Here is a 21,326-nt window from a genome sequence, read left to right on the forward strand (position 1 = left end):
TGTTAATTAATGGTTAATCAGGTGTGTATTTCATGAAGACAATTGCCTCCACCTCGCTTCCTGCCCATGTTCAGCAACCGCGCTACGATCGCACGCATCTGCGCTCGCGCATCGTCCATTTCGGCTTTGGTGCCTTTCACCGCGCGCATCAGGCGTTGTTGACCGATCGCGTGCTGAATGCCAAAGGAGGCGACTGGGGCATCTGTGAGATCAGCCTCTTCAGCGGCGATGTGTTGATGCGCCAGCTCCGGGCCCAGGATCATCTCTTCACCGTGCTGGAGAAAGGCGCGGAGGGCAACCAACCCATTATCATTGGGGCCGTGCATGAATGCCTGAACGCAAAACTGGATTCGCTGGCCGCCATCATTGAGAAATTTTGCGAGCCGCAGGTGGCTATCGTTTCGCTCACCATCACTGAGAAAGGCTACTGCATCGACCCCGCCACCGGGAAACTGGATTTGCAAAACGCCCGCATCGTTCACGACCTGGAAAATCCCACCGAGCCGCATTCCGCCCCGGGGATCATTGTCGAAGCGCTCCATCGCCGCCGTGAACGCGGCTTACCCGCCTTTACGGTGCTTTCCTGCGATAACATCCCTGATAACGGCCATGTGGTGAAAAATGCCGTTCTCGGCATGGCTCAGAAACGCGCTCCTGAACTGGCCGGGTGGATTGATGACCATGTTAGTTTTCCGGGAACGATGGTCGACAGGATTGTGCCCGCCGCCACCGACGCCTCACTGGCGGAAATCGCGCAGGAACTGGGTGTTGACGATCCGTGCGCCATCAGCTGCGAGCCCTTTATTCAGTGGGTCGTGGAAGATAACTTTGTCGCCGGACGCCCGGAGTGGGAAGTGGCAGGCGTGCAGATGGTGCAGGACGTTCTTCCGTGGGAACAGATGAAGCTACGCATGCTCAACGGCAGCCACTCTTTCCTGGCGTATCTGGGCTATCTCGCCGGGTATGCGCATATTAATGAATGTATGGAGGATGAGGCGTTTCGTCAGGCCGCGCGACGCTTAATGCTGGATGAACAGGCCCCCACGCTGCGTATCACCGGCGTTGACCTGACAGCTTACGCCGACAGCCTGCTCGATCGTTTTGCTAACCCGGCACTGCAGCATCGCACCTGGCAAATCGCGATGGACGGGAGCCAGAAGCTGCCTCAGCGCATGCTGGAGGGGATCCGTATTCATCTGGAGCGCAAAAGTGCATGGCCATTGCTGGCGCTGGGCGTGGCGGGCTGGATCCGCTACGTCAGCAGTACAGATGAACAAGGCAATACGATTGATGTCCGCGATCCGCTCAGCGACAAAATTCGTGCGAAGGTTGAAGCCAGCAATGACGCAAACCGCGTTACCGCTCTGCTGACGCTGAGTGAAGTTTTTGGTCATGACCTCGCGCAAAACCCCGTTTTTGTCGAGGCGGTGCGCCAGGCATACCAACGTATTGCCCGCTTCGGGGCGCGCCAGGCTGTTATCGAAACGTTAAATCTTTAACGTTTATTGCGCTTAAGGCGAACGGACATGCGCTCCGTTTGCCCTTCCTCTTCTCATTGCGCCCTTTTTTCGTCAGGATGAGAGATAATTGTTACATCATCACAATTATCTACCGGAGCGCACGTGACCAGGACCAACCTTATTACCGGTTTTCTCGGTAGCGGGAAAACCACCTCGATTCTCCACCTGCTGGCCAATAAAGATCCGGCAGAAAAATGGGCCGTGCTGGTCAATGAATTCGGTGAAGTCGGTATTGACGGCGCGTTACTGTCTGACAGCGGCGCCATGATCAAAGAGATCCCGGGCGGATGCATGTGCTGTGTGAATGGCCTGCCCATGCAGGTGGGGCTGAACACGCTGCTGCGTCAGGGTAAACCCGACCGCCTGCTGATTGAACCGACGGGGCTTGGCCACCCGAAGCAAATTCTTGATTTACTCACCGCACCGGTTTACGAGCCGTGGATAGACTTACGCGCCACGCTTTGCCTGCTCGACCCGCGACAGCTGCTGGATGAAAAAGCGGTGGCCAACGACAACTTCCGCGATCAGCTCGCCTGCGCAGATATTATCGTCGCAAATAAAGAAGATCGGGCTACGGCTGAAAGCCAGGCGGCATTCGATGCCTGGTGGCAACATTTCGGGGGCAACCGTCAGCGGGTGCAAACCACTCAGGGGAAGATGGATGTCGCCCTGCTCGACCTTCCTCGTCTGAACCTCACCGAGCTGCCAGCCAGTGCGGAGCATGCGCATAGTCATCCCGCAAAGCAGGGTCTGGCAGCGTTGAGTCTGCCTGAACACCAGCGCTGGCGGCGTAATCTGAACAGCGGTCAGGGCTATCAGGCCTGTGGGTGGATCTTCGATGCGGATACCGTTTTCGACACCATAGGCGTACTGGAGTGGGCAAGACTGGCGCCGGTCGATCGCGTTAAGGGGATTATGCGCACCCCCGACGGCCTGGTGCGTATCAACCGTCAGGGTGAAGATTTCTTTATTGAAACGCAGAATGTTGCGCCCCCGGATAGCCGAATAGAGTTAATTAGTGCGGTTAACGCCGACTGGAATGCCCTGCAGTCCAGCCTGTTGAAGCTTCGTTTAAGTTCGGGCGGCTAACGTTGCCCCTGATTTCCCTGTATGCTGAATGTTATGACAACTCGAATTCCCATGATTTTGCTGCTCAATGTCGCCGGACTGGCGCTCTTTTTCTCCTGGTATATCCCGGTGGATCACGGTTTCTGGTTTCCGCTGGATTCTGCCATCTTCCATTTCTTTAACCAGGCTCTGGTGAAGAGTGATGCCTTCCTGTGGCTGGTGGCGATTACCAATAACCGCGCGTTTGACGGCTGTTCGCTGGTGGCGATGGGCTGTCTGATGCTCTCTTTCTGGCTGAAAGAGGACAAAACCGGGCGTCGCCGCATTATGATTATTGGTCTGATGATGCTGCTGCTTGCCGTAGCCATTAACCAGTTGGCTACGGCTATTATTCCGGTCAAGCGCTCAAGCCCAACGCTCTTCTTTACCGATATTTATCGCGTCAGCGAATTGCTGCATATTCCGACGAAAGATGCCTCAAAGGCCAGTTTCCCTGGCGATCACGGCATGATGTTGCTTATTTTTTGCGCAGTCATGTTGCGCTATTTCGGCAGAAAAGCGTTCGCAATAGCCCTGATTATTTTTGTGGTTTTCGCCTTCCCTCGCGTAATGATTGGCGCACACTGGTTCACCGATATTGCCGTGGGTTCGCTCTCCGTTGCGCTGATTGCGTTGCCCTGGTGTCTGATGACGCCACTGAGCGACCGAATAATAGCGTTGTTTGATCGCTATCTCCCCGGTAAAACGCAACAAGTATTAAACAAATAACTAACCTAAATTAACGCTCGCTATCAGGGATCATCGCGATCCCTGATAGATCTCCCGCCCACGATCGTTTCACCCTGTCATATTCCTGTCATCAGCTTCATGATAAAAATGAAGCAATTGCGTGATTAAGCGTCGGATCTGACTGCATTTTAAGCAATGACGGATTTTTACTTTCTGTATCACAATTTCTTATAAAAAAAAGGCTTTTTTTACTCGCAATAGCCCTGGCAATCGGTTAATCTCGAACTCGTTTTGCCCCATAGAGATAATTATTTCCTTGGTGAATAAATTTGTGCGCTGCGCCACAAATGTGACCAGAAAGAATTGTCTCATTGTGAACAGATAATTAGTCTCGTCACGTTTGGCATTTTTATAACGATATTTGTCGTTAAGGACTTCAAGGGAAAATAAACAAAATGGTCAAATCTCAACCGATTTTGAGATACATCTTACGGGGGATCCCGGCGATAGCAGTCGCGGTACTGCTGTCTGCATGTAGTACATCGAACACCGCAAAGAATATGCATCCTGAGACGCGTGTTGTGGGAATGGAAGATTCCTCGTCACTGCAAGCCTCTCAGGATGAATTTGAAAATATGGTGCGTAATCTGGACGTGAAGTCCCGTATTATGGACCAGTATGCTGACTGGAAAGGCGTGCGTTATCGTCTGGGCGGCAGCACCAAAAAAGGTATCGATTGTTCCGGTTTTGTACAGCGTACTTTCCGTGAGCAGTTTGGGTTAGATCTTCCGCGTTCAACCTATGAACAGCAGGAGATGGGCAAGTCGATTTCACGTACAAAACTGCGCACCGGTGACTTAGTCCTGTTCCGTGCCGGTTCTACGGGTCGACATGTCGGCATCTATATTGGTAATGACCAGTTTGTGCATGCCTCCACCAGCAGCGGTGTGACCATTTCCAGCATGAACGAGCCATACTGGAAGAAGCGCTACAACGAAGCGCGTCGCGTACTGACCCGCAGTTAATATGATGATTGTATCGCGGGTTATCCCTTGGCTGGCGATATGATGAAAAAAAGACACTGCTTCGGCGGTGTTTTTTTTTGCCCGTTAAACTGAATACATCCAGCGGCAATTCAGGAATCACGACGTCTATGTTCACCCGCTACTTTTCCAGTAATCGCAAAATACTTCTCCTCAGCGTTATTACGGGTCTGGTCATTGCCCTGCTTCTCGGATCCCTGCAATTTTTCTGGAGTTACCACAAGCGGGAAGTGCGGTTCGACACCCTGATTACCGATGTGAGTATCTATATGGAGAGCTATTTCGATGAGTTGAAAACCTCTATCGATGTCCTCCAGCCCCTCACGCTAAACAGCTGCCATGACGTGAATGCCGAGCTGACGTCGCGCGCGGCCTTCAGTCTCAATGTGCGTGCGTTCTTACTGGTCAGGGACAAAATAGCCTTCTGCTCGTCGGCCACCGGGCCGATGAATAGCCCGATGGAAGAACTTATACCCGAGCTGCACATCAACAAGCAGATTGATATGGCGTTACTGCCAGGCACCCCTATGCTGCCGAATAAACCCGCCATTGCCATCTGGTACCGAAACCCTCTGGTTAAAGACGGCGGGGTATTTACGTCAGTTAATCTCAATCTGACCCCCTATCTGCTTTATACCGCGCGTCAGGATGACTTCGCAGGGATTGCCATCATCATCGGCGACATGGCGCTGTCTACAATGTCCAGCACCCTGGTCAGGGCGAAAGATTTACATGAAGTGCCCGAGCGTACCGCCACGCTTAAAGCAGTGCCGTTGACCGTCAATCTGTACGCCGAAAAGTGGACGAGCGACGAAATCCTCTTCGCCCTGTTCTTCGGGCTGGTGTGTGGTATTGCGGCAGGATCGCTTAATTTCTATATCCTCACCATCCGCGTTAATCCCGGCAAAGAGATCCTCAGCGCCATTAAGCGCGGCCAGTTTTATGTGGTCTATCAGCCCGTGGTGGATGCAAAAGATCTTAAAATGCGGGGGGTTGAGGTCCTGATGCGCTGGAAGCACCCTACCATGGGTGAGATCCCACCTGATGCCTTTATCAATTTTGCTGAAGCCCAGCAGCTGATTGTTCCGCTCACGCTGCATCTGTTTGACCTTATCATTCACGATGCGCCGGTATTACAGACACAGTTACCACCTGGTGCGAAACTCGGTATTAATATCGCGCCGGGGCATCTGCATGCAGAAAGTTTCAAAGATGATATGCGCACGTTTAAAGATTTACTCCCGCCGGATCACTTCCAACTGGTGCTGGAAATTACCGAGCGCGACATGCTCAATCACCGTGAAGCCAACAACCTGTTCGAATGGCTGCACAACGAAGGGTTTGAGATAGCGATTGATGATTTCGGTACCGGCCACAGCGCGCTGATCTATCTTGAGCACTTCACCATGGACTACATCAAAATTGACCGGGGTTTCGTTAACGCCATTGGGACAGAAACCGTCACCTCCCCGGTGCTTGATGCCGTGCTGATGCTGGCCAGACGGCTCAATATGTCCACCGTCGCGGAAGGCGTGGAGACACCGGAACAGGCAGCCTGGTTGCGCGAACATGGCGTTAACTTCCTGCAGGGATACTGGATTAGCCGTCCGATGCCGCTGGCGCAGTTCCGTGAGTGGCGGCCTGACCTGTCGCCCGCTGGCGAATAATTTCACATTGCCCGTGACGTCACTTATTATTCAGCTTAACTGAGCCGGTCTGTTAAAGAGGGAGCCGCCGCGAGATGTTTATGCGCTTCATACTGTTGCTGTTGGCACTGACGCCCCTGTCCAGCCAGGCGCAAACCATCAAAGAAGACGTTGCGTTTGCCGTGATTGGTGAACCGAAATACGCGGTGAATTTCACCCATTACGATTACGTTAACCCTGCCGCGCCGAAAGGCGGGAATGTGACGCTCTCCGCCACGGGCACGTTCGATAACTTTAACCGCTTTGCCCTGCGCGGTGTGGCCGCGGCGCGCACCGAATCTCTCTACGATACCCTGTTTGTCACCTCTGATGATGAGCCCGGCAGTTACTACCCGCTGATCGCCGAAAACGTGCGGTATGCGGATAATTTTGCCTGGGCAGAAATTTCACTTAACCCGCGGGCACGTTTTCATGACGGCACGCCGGTCAGGGCAAGCGATATCGCCTTTACGTTTCATAAATTCATGACCGAAGGCGTTCCCCAGTTCCGCATTGTCTACAAAGGCGCGTCGGTCCGGGCCATCGCACCGCTCACGGTGCGCATTGAACTCAGCGAGCCAAATAAAGAGAATATGCTGAGCCTGTTCTCCCTGCCCGTGATGCCTGAATCGTTCTGGAAATCCCATAAATTGAGCGACCCGCTCTCCACTCCGCCGCTGGCAGGAGGCCCGTACCGCATCACCGACTGGCGCATGGGGCAGTATGTGGTCTACTCCCGTGTAAAAGACTACTGGGCCGCCAGCCTGCCGGTAAACCGGGGGCGCTGGAACTTCGACACCCTTCGCTATGATTACTACCTGGACGATAACGTGGCTTTTGAGGCCTTTAAGGCCGGAGCTTTCGATTTACGCCTGGAGAGCAGCGCCAAAAACTGGGCCACGCGCTATATTGGCAAAAACTTCGCCAACGGCTACATCGTCAAGGACGAGCACAAAAATAGCTCTGCCCAGGACACGCGCTGGCTGGCGTTCAATATTCAGCGTCCGGTGTTTAACGACCGCCGGGTACGTCAGGCCATTACCCTGGCCTTTGACTTTGAGTGGATGAACAAGGCGCTGTTCTATGGTGCCTACAGCCGCGCTAACAGCTATTTTCAGAATACCGAATACGCTGCGCGCGCTTACCCCAATGCCGACGAGTTGACGCTGCTGGCCCCCTTCAAAGCACAATTGCCGCCGGAAGTTTTTACCACTGTGTTTGATCCCCCCACCTCCGATGGCAACGGCTTTGATCGTGACAATTTGCTGAAAGCCAGCAAATTGCTGGATGAGGCCGGTTGGGTCCTGAAAAATCAAAAACGGGTCAATGCTCAAACGGGAAAACCGTTGAGCTTCGAGCTCCTGATCGCGTCCGGGGCAAACGATCAGTGGGTTTTGCCGTTTAAGCACAACCTGGCCCGGCTGGGGATCATAATGAACATACGCCAGGTGGATATTGCCCAGCTCACCAACCGCAAACGCAGCCGGGATTACGATATGATGCAGAGCCTGTGGCCCGCGCAGCCCTGGCCCAGCTCCGACCTGCAGATCTCCTGGGCGTCCAGTTACATCGACTCCTCGTACAATGCGCCGGGGGTAAAAAGCCCGGTCGTTGACGCGCTAATTGCAAAGATCGTGGCGGCACAGGGCGATAAACAGAAGCTCCTGCCATCAGGACGCGCCCTCGACAGAGTGCTCACCTGGAACTACTACATGCTGCCCATGTGGTATATGGGTGAAGATCGTCTTGCCCGCTGGGACAAGTTTTCGCTGCCTGCCGTGCGCCCGATCTATTCGCTGGGCTTTGATACCTGGTGGTATGACGTTAACAAAGCCGCCAGACTCCCTGCTGAGCGGCGATAAGGAATCATCATGGGTGCGTATCTAATCCGCCGTCTCCTGCTGATCATCCCAACCCTGTGGGCCATCATCACCATTAACTTCTTTATTGTGCAAATCGCGCCCGGCGGCCCGGTCGATCAGGCGATTGCGGCCATTGAATTTGGCACCAGCGGCGGGATGCCCGGCGGTGGCGGAGAAGGAATGGGCGCAAGCCACGCCAGAACGGGCGTGGGGAATATCAGCGAAAGCCATTATCGCGGCGGCCGTGGGCTGGATCCGGAGGTGATTGCCGAGATCACCCATCGCTATGGCTTTGATAAACCGATTCACGAGCGCTATTTCAAAATGCTGTGGGATTATGTCCGGTTTGATTTTGGCGATAGTCTGTTCCGCAGTGCCTCGGTCTTAACTCTGATCAAACAAAGCCTGCCGGTGTCGATCACCCTGGGACTGTGGGGAACGCTGATTATCTACCTGGTCTCTATACCGCTTGGGATCCGTAAAGCGGTCTACAACGGCAGCCGCTTTGATATCTGGAGCAGTACGTTCATTATCATCGGCTATGCCATTCCGGCGTTTCTGTTCGCTGTGCTGCTGATTGTCTTTTTTGCCGGCGGCAGCTATTTCGATCTCTTCCCGCTGCGGGGGCTGGTATCCGCCGATTTCAGCACCCTGCCGTGGTATCAGAAAATCACCGACTATCTCTGGCATATCACGCTGCCGGTGCTGGCAACGGTGATTGGCGGATTTGCCGCCCTGACCATGCTGACCAAAAACGCTTTTCTTGATGAGATCCGCAAGCAGTATGTCGTCACCGCCCGCGCGAAGGGCGTGGGTGAAAAACAGATCATGTGGAAGCACGTGTTCCGCAACGCCATGCTGCTGGTGATTGCCGGATTTCCGGCCACGTTCATCAGTATGTTTTTTACCGGTTCGCTGCTTATTGAGGTGATGTTCTCGCTTAACGGTCTGGGGCTGTTGGGCTATGAAGCCACCGTGTCGCGTGATTACCCGGTGATGTTTGGCACACTCTACATTTTCACTCTGATTGGCCTGCTGCTGAATATCGTCAGTGATATCAGCTATACGCTGGTCGATCCCCGAATCGATTTTGAGGGCCGATGATGCCGCGTTTAAGCCCCGTCAATCAGGCCCGCTGGGCCCGTTTTCGCCACAACCGTCGTGGCTACTGGTCGCTGTGGATCTTTGCCGTCCTGTTTGTGTTAAGCCTGTGCTCAGAGCTGATTGCCAACGATAAACCCCTGCTGGTGCATTTTAACGACCGCTGGTATGTCCCGGTGCTTAACAACTACAGTGAGAGTGACTTTGGCGGCCCGTTTGCGACACCGGCGGAATATCAGGATCCGTGGCTGCGCCAGCAGATTGATCAACACGGCTGGGCACTGTGGGCCCCGATTCGTTTTGGCGCCAACAGTATCAATTTCGCCACCACGACCCCCTTCCCTTCTCCCCCGTCCACGCAAAACTGGCTGGGAACGGATGCCAACGGTGGCGACGTGCTGGCGCGCATCCTCTACGGTACCCGAATCTCGATCCTCTTTGGGCTGATGCTGACGCTCTTCTCCAGCGTGATGGGCGTGGTGGCAGGAGCCGTACAGGGCTACTATGGCGGTAAAATTGACCTCTGGGGTCAGCGCGTGATTGAGGTGTGGTCAGGTATGCCAACGCTGTTTCTGATCATCCTGCTTTCAAGCGTGGTGCAGCCAAACTTCTGGTGGCTGCTGGGGATCACCGTGTTGTTTGGCTGGATGGCGCTGGTGGGCGTCGTGCGCGCAGAATTTCTGCGCACCCGTAATTTTGATTATATTCGTGCCGCGCAGGCACTGGGCGTGAGCGACCGTGGGATCATCTTCCGCCATATGCTGCCGAACGCCGTGGTGGCGACCCTGACCTTCCTGCCGTTTATTTTGTGCAGCTCCATCACCACCCTCACCTCGCTCGATTTTCTGGGCTTCGGACTACCGCTCGGCTCCCCGTCGCTCGGCGAGCTGTTGCTGCAGGGCAAAAACAACCTGCAGGCGCCGTGGCTGGGCATTACAGCCTTTCTTTCCGTGGCGGTACTGCTTTCGCTGCTGATTTTTATTGGCGAAGCCGTGCGCGACGCCTTCGATCCCAACAAGGCGGTGTAACATGACGCAGCCCCTTCTCAGTATCGATAATCTGTCGATTGCCTTTTCGAAACAGGGTGAGACGCGCACCGTGGTCAGCGATCTGTCGCTGCAGATCCAGCGTGGCGAAACGCTGGCGCTGGTGGGGGAATCTGGCTCCGGCAAGAGCGTCTCGGCACTCTCCATTCTGCGCCTGCTCCCCTCTCCGCCGGTGAGCTACCCGCAAGGGGATATTCTGTTTCACGGCAGCTCGCTGCTGCACGCCGACGAACAGACCCTGCGGGGCGTCCGCGGCAATAAAATTGCGATGATTTTCCAGGAGCCGATGGTCTCACTCAACCCGCTGCATACTCTGGAAAAACAGCTTTACGAAGTGCTGTCCCTGCACCGTGGCATGCGCAAAGAGGCCGCACGCGGGGAAATCCTTGACTGCCTCGACAGAACCGGCATCCGCAACGCGGCAAAACGGCTGAGCGATTTTCCGCATCAGCTTTCCGGCGGTGAGCGCCAACGGGTGATGATTGCCATGGCGCTGCTGACGCGCCCGGAACTGTTGATTGCCGATGAGCCCACCACCGCGCTGGACGTCACGGTGCAGGCGCAGATTTTACAGCTGCTGCGGGAGCTACGTAGCGAGCTGAACATGAGTCTGCTGTTTATCACCCATAACCTGAGCATTGTGAAAAAGCTGGCCGACAGCGTCGCCGTGATGCAAAACGGACGCTGTGTTGAGCAGAACACCGCCGCCTCACTGCTGAATGCGCCTCAGCACCCGTATACCCGGCGGCTGCTCGACAGTGAACCCTCAGGCGATCCGGTGCCTCTCCGGGGGGACAGCACGCCGTTGCTCAACGTCGAGGGACTGTCTGTCTCCTTCCCCATCCGCAAAGGTATTCTGCGCCGCGTGGTCGACCAGAACGCCGTGCTGAAAAATATCCGTTTTTCACTGCGTCCGGGCGAGTCGCTGGGCCTGGTGGGTGAGTCGGGCTCGGGCAAAAGCACCACCGGCCTGGCACTGCTGCGTTTGATCGCCTCGCAGGGCGAGATCCTGTTTGACGGCATGCCGCTGCACCGCTGGAACCGTCGGCAGATGCTGCCGGTACGTCCCCGCATGCAGGTGGTGTTTCAGGATCCCAATTCTTCGCTCAATCCAAGGCTGAGTATTTTGCAGATCATCGAGGAAGGGTTACGCGTCCATCAGCCTGCCCTGACGGCTCTGCAACGTGAAAACGAGGTCACGCGGGTGATGGCGGAGGTGGGGTTAGATCCCGAAACCCGGCATCGCTACCCGGCTGAATTTTCTGGCGGACAGCGCCAGCGCATCGCCATTGCCCGCGCACTGATCCTTAAACCGGAGCTGATTATCCTGGATGAACCGACATCCTCGCTGGACAGAACCGTGCAAGCACAGATCCTGACCCTGTTAAAAGGGTTACAGGAAAAGCACCGGCTGGCCTATATCTTTATCAGCCACGATCTACAGGTGGTGCGGGCGCTATGTCATCAGGTGATCGTGTTGCGGCAGGGAAAGGTGGTCGAGCAAGGTGAGTGCCAGCGCGTATTTACTGCACCGACGCAGAGCTACACGCGCCAGCTGTTATCGGCAGACTAGCGCTCAGAAGGGATACTGGCCCGAGAAAGGCTCAGCTATGGCAACGCCAAAGTTTTTCAGACGGCAGGTCGCGGCAAATTCATCCTGACTTTTTACAAACAGGCACGGCTCGCCTTCACACTCCAGCACGGAGCTGTCCACTTCGATATCCGTCAGCGCCTGGCTTAAGCGCTCCATGACCGGCCATGCGTTTTCATCGCTCGGGCTAAGCAGTTTGAGCGCGACCAGACAATTCTCGCAACCTGCAACGTTTTGCGGAATCGGTTCAACTTTCGAACCTGCAAAACCCGCCGACCAGCGATAGCTCTGGGGCAAGCGATGGACTATGGAGAGTTGTAATGTATTCACGTTCGATCCCCGGAAGCAAATTTACTTCACAATTTATTTACATTTATAGTAACACATCATCGCCAACCTGCACTATTCAGCGCTTTTTTATAGGTATTCAGGCTCGCGTCGGCGCTATATGTACCCGTTTCTGCGATCTAACTCAACCTTTTTAAATACAATGATGTGACTTTTTACATAAATAGATTTTACATAAAAGAAACAAACAAGGGGTAAACGAACGCAGGTTTGGTTGATATGGGTCAACAAAAAGGCCCGTATCGGGCCTGATGTGCAGATTAATGCGGGGCTTTGCGTGGTCGGCTGGCGTAAAGACAGAAGAGAATAGAGCTGGTGGCGCAGAACGCCATGGCCCACAGCATTGGCCAGGCCGTGTTAAAGGTCGCCATTGAAAGTAGCGCCCCCACCACCGCACCTATCCCGAAGCGGAATGTCCCCGCCAGCGATGACGCGGTGCCTGCCATATGCGGGAACTCGTCGAGGATGACCGCCATCGCGTTGGAGGAGATCATCGAGACACAGCCAACAAAGACAGCAACCCCCACCACCAGCGCCCAGAAGCCCACGCCGAGAAACGCGCTGACCACCAGCCAGATAGCTATCACAAACTGGATCCACAGCCCGGCACGGAACATGTTCAATGCCCCAATCCGGCGAACAAAGCGGCTGTTAATGATGGTCATGATGAACAGGAACACAATGTTCAGCGCAAAGTAATACCCAAAGTGCTGCGGTGAAACGTGGTTCAGCTCAATATAGACAAACGGCCCGGCACTCAGGAAGGAGAACATCCCGGCAAAGCTGAAGCCGCTTGCCAGCATGTAGCTCAGCACCCGTTTGTGGCGAAACAGCGAGGCAAAATTCCCCATCGTGGTACGGATGTGGAATTTCTGGCGGCGCTCGACGGCCAGCGTTTCATCAATAAAGAAGAAAATCATCGCCGAGGCCAGCAGTGCGGCAAGCGCCAGGATCCAGAAAATGGCATGCCAGCTGAACCATACCAGCACCGCACCACCGGCCATCGGTGCCACCAGCGGCGCAATGGTGGTCACCAGCATGACGAATGACATCATGCGGGAGAACTCTTCTTTCGGGTAGATGTCACGCATCAGGGCGTTAATCACCACGCTTGCCGCGGCCGCCGCAAGACCGTGGAAGAAACGCATCACGATCAGCTGATCGATACTCTGTGCCAGCGCACAGGCCACAGCTGCGGCTGCAAAGATCAACGTTCCGCCCAGAATAACCGGCTTACGCCCGAGGCTGTCAGCCATCGGGCCATAAAACAGCTGGCCGAGGGCAAAACCGAGAATATAGGTGCTGAGCGTCATCTGCGCGCTGCCTGCCGGTACGCCAAACTGCGTCGAAATCACCGGCAGCGCAGGCAAATACATATCAATCGACAGCGGCATCAACATGGCCAGCAGGCCAAGAATGAACACGATTTTGAAAGACGAGTGTGGCCTGGTGGTCACAGGGTTCTCCTGAAATTAATGCGCGGGCAGCCCCACGCTGGCGATCTCTTCTTCCGTCAGCGGGCGATATTCGCCGGGCGCCAGGTCGGGATCGAGTTCAATTGCCCCAATGCGTTCGCGATGCAGACCCACAACGTGGTTACCCACCGCGGCGAACATACGTTTCACCTGATGTTAACGCCCTTCGCTGATGGTCAGACGGACTTCGGTCGGGGTAATGACTTCCAGCACCGCCGGTTTGGTGAGGTCTTTTTCATTATGCAGCTGAACGCCTTTGGCAAATTGTTCTGCCGTGTCATCTGCCACCGGCGATTCCAGCGTCACCAGATAGGTTTTTTCACAGTGATGACGCGGAGAGGTAATGCGGTGGGACCACTGACCGTCATCGGTCATCAGCACCAGTCCCGTGGTGTCGATATCGAGGCGGCCAGCCGCATGCAGCTTGTGGGCAACCGGTTCGTCGAGGAAATAGAGCACCGTCGGGTGATCCGGATCGTCCGTAGAACAGACGTAGCCTTCCGGCTTATTGAGCATGAAATAGCGCGGACCGTGCTGCTGGGTCAGCGGATTGCCGTCATACTCCACCTGGTGGTCAGGTTGCAGTTTGAACGCGCTGTCTCTCACAATGTCGCCATCCACGGTAACGCGGCTGGCGCGGATCTCGCGCCCGGCAATAGCGCGGCTTACGCCGAGTTGCTGAGCGATAAACTTATCAAGTCGCATGAAATCTTTTTAGCCTTAATGGTGCTGGAAGTCGGACAATGCGTCCGAAAAAGAAGCAGTCAGGAACGGTTCAGTATAATGGTCTGGTTGCGCCACTCAAGGGAAAAAGTTTCGTGGCATACTATATGCGGCATAACGATACAGAGACCCCATGACTTTTACACTTCGTCCCTATCAGCAGGAAGCCGTTGACGCCACCCTGGCCTGGTTCCGCAAACACCGTGAGCCAGCAGCCATTGTGCTCCCGACTGGCGCAGGCAAAAGCCTGGTGATCGCCGAACTTGCCCGCCTGGCGCGCGGCCGCGTGCTGGTGCTGGCGCACGTCAAAGAGCTGGTTGCGCAAAACCATGCCAAGTACTGTGCGCTCGGCCTGGAAGCTGATATCTTCGCCGCCGGGCTAAAGCGCAAAGAGAGCCACGGCAAAGTGGTGTTTGGCAGCGTGCAGTCTGTGGCCCGCAACCTTGAGCTGTTTCGCAGCGAATTTTCGCTGCTGATTGTTGACGAGTGCCATCGCATCAGCGATGACGACGATAGCCAGTATCAGCAAATCCTCACTCACCTGAAAGAGGTGAACCCTCACTTACGCCTGCTGGGCCTGACGGCAACCCCGTTTCGCCTGGGTAAAGGCTGGATCTATCGCTTTCATTATCACGGCATGGTGCGAGGGGATGAGAAGGCGCTGTTCAGCGACTGTATCTATGAACTTCCGCTGCGCTATATGATTAAACATGGCTACCTGACACCGCCTGAACGGCTCGATATGCCGGTCGTCCAGTACGATTTCAGCCGCTTACAGGCGCAGAGCAACGGCTTATTTAGTGAAGCGGATCTGAATCAGGAGCTGAAAAAGCAAAAACGCATCACGCCGCATATTATCAGCCAGATAGAAGAGTTCGCTGAAACGCGCAAAGGGGTGATGATCTTTGCCGCCACCGTAGAGCATGCGCGCGAAATCACCGGCTTACTGCCCGCTGACGACGCGGCGCTGATCACCGGCGAGACCCCTGGCCCGGAGCGTGACAGACTGATTGAGGCGTTTAAAGCGCAGCAGTTTCGCTATCTGGTAAACGTCTCGGTGCTCACCACCGGGTTTGATGCCCCCCACGTCGACCTGATTGCCATTCTGCGTCCGACCGAATCGGTCAGCCTGTATCAGCAAATCGTCGGTCGTGGTCTGCGTCTGGCCCCCGGTAAAACCGACTGTCTGATCCTCGATTACGCCGGTAACCCGCACGATCTCTACTCGCCTGAAGTGGGTACGCCGAAAGGCAAAAGTGACAACGTGCCGGTGCAGGTCTTTTGCCCTGCCTGTGGTTTTGCCAACACCTTTTGGGGCAAAACAACGGCTGACGGCACGCTGATCGAACACTTTGGCCGCCGCTGTCAGGGCTGGTTTGAAGATGATGAAGGGCATCGCGAGCAGTGCGATTTCCGTTTCCGCTTTAAAAACTGCCCCCAGTGCAACGCCGAAAATGATATTGCCGCCCGCCGCTGTCGCGAATGTGACACGGTTCTTGTCGACCCTGATGACATGCTGAAGGCCGCGCTGAAGTTAAAGGATGCGCTGGTGCTGCGCTGCGCTGGCATGGCGCTGCAACCGGGTGCGGATGAAAAAGGCGAATGGCTGAAAATCACCTATTACGATGAGGACGGCGCCGACGTCAGCGAGCGCTTCAGGGTGCACACTCCGGCACAGCGCACGGCCTTCGAACAACTCTTTATCCGCCCGCATACCCGCACGCCGGGCGTACCGCTGCGCTGGATAACCGTCGCAGATATCGTGCATCAGCAGGTGCTGCTACGCCATCCTGATTTTGTGGTCGCCCGTAAGAAAGGCCAGTACTGGCAGGTCCGTGAAAAGGTGTTTGACTATGAAGGTCGTTTTCGACGGGCCAACGAACTGCGGTAATGACAGACAGGCCTTGAATAGGAAACGATTGTTTCCTATTATGCATTATCGCATTACAACAGGACTTCCTCATGTCACGTCTTCCCGGTCGCCCGCGTGAATTTGATACCGACGCCGCCATCGACAGCGCCCTGCTCGTTTTCCGCGAGCGCGGCTATCATGCTACCTCAATCAAAGAGCTGAGTGACGCGACTGGGCTTACGGCGGGAAGCCTGTATAAAGCCTTTGGCAGCAAGAATGGCCTGTTTCTCGCGGCGTTCGACCGTTACACCCGGATGCGCAGCGCCGCCCTGCGCCAGCGTACCGAGGCGGCACGCAGCGGACGAGATAAAATCGCGGCGGTGTTACGCTTCTACGCCGAGAGCAGCCACGGTCCTGAGGGCATACGCGGCTGTCTGGTGGTCGCCAGCGCGACTGAGCTGGCGGTTTTTGATGAGGCGACTGCCCGGTACATCAAAGCCGCCATGCAGCGTACCGAGCAGCTGTTGTTCGAACTGGTTCAGGAAGGCCAGCAGGACGGTAGCCTTTCCCGCGCGCTGCCCACGGAGCAAACGGCGCGTAATATTTTCGCCCTGCTACAGGGTTACCGCGTGATCGGCAAGCAAGGCCTGTCTGAGGACGAGATAAACAGCGCTGTTAGCGCGGCACTCAGCCTGCTCGGCTGAGTTTTTTTCATCAATTAGGAAACGATCATTTCCTATTATTCCGGAGATCGCTATGACCACGCCCATCGCCCCGCAGCACCATTTCATGCTCATCAATGGCATCCGCACGCATTACGTCACCGCCGGAGAACAGCACGCGCAGACGGTTGTCCTGCTGGCAGGTTTCCCCGAAAGCTGGTACGCCTGGCGCCATGTTATCCCTTTGCTGGCCGAGCGCTATCATGTCATCGCCCCGGACTTACCCGGACAGGGTGATACCGATTGTCCGTCAGAGGGGTATGACACCCAAACCCTCGCCAGCCATGTTCATGAACTGCTGACCCAGCTTGGCGTGCATCGCTACTATCTGGCCGGTCACGACGTGGGAGCCTGGGTTGCCTGGCCTTATGCGGCGATGTACAGCGATGAGGTGATAAAGCTGGCGCTGCTGGATGCCGGCATACCTGGTATCACCTTACCCGACGCCCTGCCTGTCACCGCGGATCGCGCCTGGCGCACCTGGCATTTTGCCTTTCACGTGGTTGCCGATCTGCCTGAATTCCTTATTAGCGGCAAAGAGCGTGGCTATCTGGAGTGGTTTCTGCGTCGCAAAGCGGCAAATCCCCTCACCTTCAGTGAGGCGGATCTTGACGAGTATCTGCGCATTTTTACGCGCGAAGGTGGCTTGCGCGCGGGGCTGGCTTACTATCGCGCTGCCGCCCTCTCCGCTACGCAAAACCGGGCGCTTAGCGAACGGGGTAAACTCTCCGTGCCCGTTCTGGCACTCAGTGCCGATCAGGGTTCGATTCCTGATATGGCCTCGCCGCTGAGGGCGTTTGCCGCGCACGTTGACGGGCGCGTTATTCCCCGGTGCGGCCATTTTCAGCCAGAAGAGCAACCTCAGGCGGTCGCCGACGCGCTAAGCGGTTTTTTTAGTGGGGATTAATTCATTGCCCTGAGGTGGATTGGGGGCTATAATGCCGCCCGCTTTTGCATCCGCAAAGCAGAACACTCACCTGCTGCTGGGTCGCCTGTAGTAGGGTTTTAAATACAGAGAGAAATCAATGTTCACTATCGAAGCAGAAGTACGTAACGTGCAGGGTAAGGGTGCGAGCCGCCGCCTGCGTACCGCTAACAAGTTCCCGGCTATCGTTTACGGTGGCGAAGCTGCTCCAGTTTCTATCGAACTGGATCACGACAAAGTGTGGAACCTGCAGACCAAAGCTGAATTCTACAGCGAAGTTCTGACCATCGTTGTTGGCGGTAAAGAAGAAAAAGTGAAAGTTCAGGCTGTTCAGCGTCACGCGTTCAAGCCAAAACTGACTCACATCGACTTTGTTCGCGCGTAATCGCAAACACGTCGAAAAAAAACCCCGCTTCGGCGGGGTTTTTTTATGGCGGTTATTTACCGCCAGTGGTGCGACGCTGCAGCTGATCGCGCAGGTTGGGTGGCGTACCTTTGATGGTCAGCGTATCGGTGGCCGGATCCCAGAAGATACGTTCCCCCAGCAGCATGGCATCAAAGTTGATGGTTAACCCGCCGCCGCTTCCGGCAAATTTGGTTAACTGGCGCAGCGTACTGCGATCCGCCGGGAAGCTCTCTTCCAGCTCATACCCTTTCTCAGCAGTAAATTCCTGGAAACTGACTTCACTGACGCCGGCCAGCTCTTTTGACAGCGACTCCAGCTCAATCTCTTCCCCCGCCTGCAGCTGTTCGTTGCAGTAGCTGTAAACCTGCTGACGCACGTTCTGGCGCTCAGATTTATCGAGCTGCGCTTCCGCCGTGAAGTCATCCACTGCCTGCAGCAGCCCTTTGTTCTGCGCTTTGGCGTTGAGACCTTCGCTGGCGCCGAGGAAGTCCATAAAGAAATCGGCCACTTTACGCCCCACACGCCCTTTCAGGAAAGTCAGGTAGCGGGTCGACTCCGGATTGGTTTCCCACTCGGTCAAATCAATACGCGCAACGATATCCGCATGGTTGATATCCAGATAATGGGTGGAGCTGATATCCAGCTGCTCGTTCACGCGCATACTGCTTAAATTGTTCAGCACGGTGACCAGCAGATACTCGACCGCCAGGTAGCGATAGTGGCAGAACAGAACGATCCCGCCGTCGGCAAACGGGTATTTCGCCAGCTCGTCGCGCAGACGCCCGGTTGCGGCGCGGCTAAAGGCCAGGAAATCCTCTTCGCCCTGACGCTGAAGGCGCAGGCTATCCGCCAGTTCACTCTCGTCGCTGAACAGACCATAGGCTTTATTTTTTGCACTGTAGACGCGGTGCAACTCCGCCATCATTTCCACAACGGTCGCCGTGGGTTCCAGTAACGAATCGCGCAGCACCACTTCAAGGGTTTGCTCATCACGCTTGATAAGCTGGTGCAAGGCAATCTGGTTGATTTCCAGACTCATGATAAACTCTCCTTTTAGACCGGGCGGTATTCAACCACCACCAGTCCATGTGTGCAACAACTGATAAAAAAGGGGAAAAAAAGCTGTTGCTACGGTAATATGTTGCCCTTTCATCAACAAACTGATTTTGATTTATGCCACAACATTCCCGCTACAGTGATGAACACGTTGAACAATTGCTCAGTGAGCTGGTCAACGTACTGGAAAAACATAAAACACCGACCGATCTCTCCCTGATGGTTTTGGGAAATATGGTCACCAACCTTATCAATACCAGCGTTGCTCCGGCTCAGCGTCAGGCGATCGCAAAATCTTTCGCCCAGGCGTTACAGTCTTCCGTTAGCGACGACCAGGCCCATTAAGGGAAACGAACAACAGTTTATGGTGACGAATCGTCAGCGCTACCGTGAAAAAGTCTCCCAGATGGTCAGCTGGGGGCACTGGTTTGCCCTGTTCAACATTCTGCTGGCGACGGTCATCGGCTGTCGTTATCTGTTTGTCGCAGACTGGCCGACAACGCTAACCGGGCGTATTTACTCCTGGATAAGCGTTGTAGGGCACTTTAGCTTTTTGGTTTTCGCCACCTATCTGCTGATCCTCTTCCCGCTGACGTTTATCGTCATGTCGCAGCGTCTGATGCGATTTTTATCCGCCATCCTTGCAACGGCAGGGATGACGCTGCTGCTTATCGACAGTGAAGTGTTCACCCGCTTCCACCTGCATCTCAATCCCATTGTCTGGGAGCTGGTGATTAACCCCGATCAGAACGAAACGGCCCGTGACTGGCAGCTGATGTTCATCAGCGTCCCGGTGATCCTTCTGATAGAGATGCTGTTTGCCACGTGGAGCTGGCAAAAACTGCGCAGCCTGACCCGGCGACGCCATTACGCGAAGCCTGTGGCCGCGATCTTTTTCGTCTCCTTTATCAGTTCGCACATTATGTATATCTGGGCGGATGCGAACTTCTATCGCCCAATCACCATGCAGCGCGCAAACCTGCCGCTCTCTTACCCGATGACGTCACGTCGGTTCCTTGAAAAACACGGTCTGCTGGACGCGCAGGAGTACCAGCGTCGTCTGATTGAACAAGGTAATCCGGAAGCGGTCAGCGTGCAGTATCCGCTGAGCGAGCTGCGCTATCGCGATATGGGACGCGGGCAAAACGTTCTGCTGATCACCGTCGATGGTCTGAACTATTCCCGTTACGAGAAGCAGATGCCTGCGCTGGCCGATTTCGCCAGCAAGAACGTGACGTTCACCCAGCATATGAGTTCCGGCAACACCGCCGATACGGGCATTTTTGGCCTGTTCTATGGGATTTCAGCCGCCTACATGGACGGCGTACTTTCTGCGCGCATTCCTGCAGCGCTCATCACCGGGCTCAATCAGCAGGGATATCAGTTAGGTTTGTTCTCCTCAGACGGCTTTAACAGCCCGCTGTACCGGCAGGCGCTGTTGTCTGATTTCTCATTGCCCGCCGCAGAAAGTCAGTCGGACGAGCAGACCGCCAGTCAGTGGATAAACTGGCTGCAGCGTTATGCCCAGGAAGATAACCGCTGGTTCTCCTGGGTTGCCTTTAATGGCACCACGCTCGATGACAGCAATCAGAAAGGCTTTGCGCGCCGCTACAGCCGTGCAGCAGGCAATGTTGATGACCAGATTAGCCGCGTGCTTGATGCCTTACGCGAATCCGGTAAGCTCGATAATACCGTGGTGATCGTGACGGCAGCCCATGGCGTACCGCTGGGTGACGAAGCGAAGAGTATGAGCTGGTCGCGACCGAATCTGCATGTTCCGCTGGTGATCCACTGGCCGGGCACCCCCGCCCAACGCATTAACATGCTCACCGAACATAAAGATGTGATGACCACCCTGATGCAACGGCTGCTGCACGTCAGTACGCCTGCAAATGAGTATTCGCAAGGGCAGGATCTCTTCAGCGCGACACGCCGCCACAACTGGGTGACGGCAGCGGGTAATGATACGCTTGCAGTGACCACGCCAATGCTGACGCTGGTATTGAACAGCAACGGAAATTATCAGACGTATAACCTGCAGGGTGAGCGGTTGAAAGACCAGAAACCGCAGTTGAGCCTGCTGCTTCAGGTTCTGACGGATGAGAAACGGTTTATCGCTAACTGATTAATTATAAACCAGTTAGCGACAGATTCCCTTGCATTCAAAACGGAAT

The 21,326-nt window shown here is 55.2% G+C and carries 18 protein-coding genes and 1 pseudogene; 15 read left to right on the forward strand and 4 right to left on the reverse strand.

Annotated elements, in window-relative coordinates:
- Positions 1–32: 32 nt before the first annotated feature.
- The 9 genes from EKN38_RS00805 to yejF all read left to right on the forward strand — a co-directional run bounded on the left by EKN38_RS00805 (position 33) and on the right by yejF (position 11,627).
- Complete coding sequence (locus tag EKN38_RS00805; RefSeq protein WP_014832707.1) at positions 33–1,499, forward strand: mannitol dehydrogenase family protein; 1,467 nt, start codon at positions 33–35, stop codon at positions 1,497–1,499.
- 123 nt (positions 1,500–1,622) lie between these two features.
- Entirely contained in the window at positions 1,623–2,609 is a 987-nt protein-coding gene (locus EKN38_RS00810) for a CobW family GTP-binding protein (protein WP_014832708.1), read from the forward strand.
- Positions 2,610–2,642: 33 nt separating this feature from the next.
- Complete coding sequence (locus EKN38_RS00815; protein WP_148101648.1) at positions 2,643–3,356, forward strand: phosphatase PAP2 family protein; 714 nt, start codon at positions 2,643–2,645, stop codon at positions 3,354–3,356.
- 416 nt (positions 3,357–3,772) lie between these two features.
- A complete protein-coding gene (gene mepS, locus EKN38_RS00820) occupies positions 3,773–4,342 on the forward strand; it encodes a bifunctional murein DD-endopeptidase/murein LD-carboxypeptidase (RefSeq protein WP_014170930.1) in 570 nt (189 codons plus the stop codon).
- Between the two features lie 128 nt (positions 4,343–4,470).
- Positions 4,471–6,027, forward strand: coding sequence for a cyclic di-GMP phosphodiesterase (locus EKN38_RS00825; RefSeq protein WP_014832710.1), 1,557 nt, complete (start codon positions 4,471–4,473; stop codon positions 6,025–6,027).
- Between the two features lie 74 nt (positions 6,028–6,101).
- The gene (locus EKN38_RS00830; protein WP_014832711.1) at positions 6,102–7,907 is read left to right on the forward strand and encodes an extracellular solute-binding protein; all 1,806 of its coding nucleotides are present in this window, start codon (positions 6,102–6,104) and stop codon (positions 7,905–7,907) included.
- A gap of 9 nt (positions 7,908–7,916) precedes the next feature.
- Positions 7,917–9,011 carry a microcin C ABC transporter permease YejB gene (locus EKN38_RS00835; protein ID WP_014832712.1) on the forward strand — a complete coding sequence of 365 codons (1,095 nt, stop codon included), beginning with the start codon at positions 7,917–7,919 and terminating at the stop codon, positions 9,009–9,011.
- Positions 9,011–10,036, forward strand: a complete 1,026-nt coding sequence (locus tag EKN38_RS00840) for an ABC transporter permease (RefSeq protein ID WP_014832713.1) — start codon at positions 9,011–9,013, stop codon at positions 10,034–10,036. Before EKN38_RS00835 ends, EKN38_RS00840 begins: the two co-directional genes overlap by 1 nt.
- Before the next feature lies 1 nt (position 10,037).
- Complete coding sequence (gene yejF / locus EKN38_RS00845; RefSeq protein WP_126521580.1) at positions 10,038–11,627, forward strand: microcin C ABC transporter ATP-binding protein YejF; 1,590 nt, start codon at positions 10,038–10,040, stop codon at positions 11,625–11,627.
- Between the two features lie 3 nt (positions 11,628–11,630).
- Here yejF and EKN38_RS00850 read toward each other — a convergent pair whose 3' ends face one another.
- From EKN38_RS00850 to rsuA, 3 genes and pseudogenes are all read right to left on the reverse strand, one after another.
- Positions 11,631–11,975 (reverse strand): YejG family protein, encoded by a 345-nt coding sequence (locus EKN38_RS00850; protein ID WP_014832715.1) that lies wholly within the window; start codon positions 11,973–11,975, stop codon positions 11,631–11,633.
- 278 nt (positions 11,976–12,253) lie between these two features.
- Complete coding sequence (locus EKN38_RS00860) at positions 12,254–13,450, reverse strand: Bcr/CflA family multidrug efflux MFS transporter (RefSeq protein ID WP_014832716.1); 1,197 nt, start codon at positions 13,448–13,450, stop codon at positions 12,254–12,256.
- A 15-nt stretch (positions 13,451–13,465) separates the two neighbouring features.
- Positions 13,466–14,173 (reverse strand): annotated as a pseudogene (rsuA, locus tag EKN38_RS00865) (16S rRNA pseudouridine(516) synthase RsuA).
- A 151-nt stretch (positions 14,174–14,324) separates the two neighbouring features.
- Here rsuA and EKN38_RS00870 point away from each other — a divergent pair.
- The 4 genes from EKN38_RS00870 (at position 14,325) to rplY (ending at position 18,075) form a co-directional block, all read left to right on the forward strand.
- Positions 14,325–16,082, forward strand: coding sequence for a DEAD/DEAH box helicase (locus EKN38_RS00870; protein ID WP_014832718.1), 1,758 nt, complete (start codon positions 14,325–14,327; stop codon positions 16,080–16,082).
- Positions 16,083–16,153: 71 nt separating this feature from the next.
- Complete coding sequence (locus EKN38_RS00875; protein ID WP_126521582.1) at positions 16,154–16,747, forward strand: TetR/AcrR family transcriptional regulator; 594 nt, start codon at positions 16,154–16,156, stop codon at positions 16,745–16,747.
- Positions 16,748–16,799: 52 nt separating this feature from the next.
- Positions 16,800–17,672 (forward strand): alpha/beta fold hydrolase, encoded by an 873-nt coding sequence (locus tag EKN38_RS00880; protein WP_014832720.1) that lies wholly within the window; start codon positions 16,800–16,802, stop codon positions 17,670–17,672.
- A 118-nt stretch (positions 17,673–17,790) separates the two neighbouring features.
- Positions 17,791–18,075, forward strand: a complete 285-nt coding sequence (rplY, locus tag EKN38_RS00885; protein WP_014832721.1) for a 50S ribosomal protein L25 — start codon at positions 17,791–17,793, stop codon at positions 18,073–18,075.
- A 52-nt stretch (positions 18,076–18,127) separates the two neighbouring features.
- On the opposite strand, the gene yejK is transcribed toward rplY, so the two are convergent.
- Positions 18,128–19,135 carry a nucleoid-associated protein YejK gene (gene yejK, locus EKN38_RS00890; RefSeq protein ID WP_014832722.1) on the reverse strand — a complete coding sequence of 336 codons (1,008 nt, stop codon included), beginning with the start codon at positions 19,133–19,135 and terminating at the stop codon, positions 18,128–18,130.
- A gap of 134 nt (positions 19,136–19,269) precedes the next feature.
- Between yejK and EKN38_RS00895 the strand changes: the two genes are divergently transcribed.
- Both EKN38_RS00895 and yejM read left to right on the forward strand, forming a co-directional pair.
- Entirely contained in the window at positions 19,270–19,497 is a 228-nt protein-coding gene (locus tag EKN38_RS00895) for a YejL family protein (protein ID WP_001135586.1), read from the forward strand.
- Between the two features lie 19 nt (positions 19,498–19,516).
- Positions 19,517–21,277 carry an LPS biosynthesis-modulating metalloenzyme YejM gene (yejM, locus tag EKN38_RS00900; protein WP_126521585.1) on the forward strand — a complete coding sequence of 587 codons (1,761 nt, stop codon included), beginning with the start codon at positions 19,517–19,519 and terminating at the stop codon, positions 21,275–21,277.
- The last annotated feature ends 49 nt before the right edge of the window (positions 21,278–21,326 follow it).

Origin of the sequence: Enterobacter sp. WCHEn045836, assembly GCF_003965585.1 — a bacterium.
GTDB lineage: Bacteria > Pseudomonadota > Gammaproteobacteria > Enterobacterales > Enterobacteriaceae > Enterobacter > Enterobacter dissolvens.

What these genes read in the sequence shown, in the direction of transcription:
- EKN38_RS00805 (WP_014832707.1), top strand. Translation starts at nt 33, where the DNA reads ATGAAGACAATTGCCTCCACCTCGCTTCCTGCCCATGTTCAGCAACCG.
- EKN38_RS00815 (WP_148101648.1), top strand. Translation starts at nt 2,643, where the DNA reads ATGACAACTCGAATTCCCATGATTTTGCTGCTCAATGTCGCCGGACTG.
- mepS (WP_014170930.1), top strand. Translation starts at nt 3,773, where the DNA reads ATGGTCAAATCTCAACCGATTTTGAGATACATCTTACGGGGGATCCCG.
- EKN38_RS00825 (WP_014832710.1), top strand. Translation starts at nt 4,471, where the DNA reads ATGTTCACCCGCTACTTTTCCAGTAATCGCAAAATACTTCTCCTCAGC.
- EKN38_RS00830 (WP_014832711.1), top strand. Translation starts at nt 6,102, where the DNA reads ATGTTTATGCGCTTCATACTGTTGCTGTTGGCACTGACGCCCCTGTCC.
- EKN38_RS00835 (WP_014832712.1), top strand. Translation starts at nt 7,917, where the DNA reads ATGGGTGCGTATCTAATCCGCCGTCTCCTGCTGATCATCCCAACCCTG.
- EKN38_RS00840 (WP_014832713.1), top strand. Translation starts at nt 9,011, where the DNA reads ATGCCGCGTTTAAGCCCCGTCAATCAGGCCCGCTGGGCCCGTTTTCGC.
- yejF (WP_126521580.1), top strand. Translation starts at nt 10,038, where the DNA reads ATGACGCAGCCCCTTCTCAGTATCGATAATCTGTCGATTGCCTTTTCG.
- EKN38_RS00870 (WP_014832718.1), top strand. Translation starts at nt 14,325, where the DNA reads ATGACTTTTACACTTCGTCCCTATCAGCAGGAAGCCGTTGACGCCACC.
- EKN38_RS00875 (WP_126521582.1), top strand. Translation starts at nt 16,154, where the DNA reads ATGTCACGTCTTCCCGGTCGCCCGCGTGAATTTGATACCGACGCCGCC.
- EKN38_RS00880 (WP_014832720.1), top strand. Translation starts at nt 16,800, where the DNA reads ATGACCACGCCCATCGCCCCGCAGCACCATTTCATGCTCATCAATGGC.
- rplY (WP_014832721.1), top strand. Translation starts at nt 17,791, where the DNA reads ATGTTCACTATCGAAGCAGAAGTACGTAACGTGCAGGGTAAGGGTGCG.
- yejK (WP_014832722.1), bottom strand. Translation starts at nt 19,135, where the DNA reads ATGAGTCTGGAAATCAACCAGATTGCCTTGCACCAGCTTATCAAGCGT.
- EKN38_RS00895 (WP_001135586.1), top strand. Translation starts at nt 19,270, where the DNA reads ATGCCACAACATTCCCGCTACAGTGATGAACACGTTGAACAATTGCTC.
- yejM (WP_126521585.1), top strand. Translation starts at nt 19,517, where the DNA reads ATGGTGACGAATCGTCAGCGCTACCGTGAAAAAGTCTCCCAGATGGTC.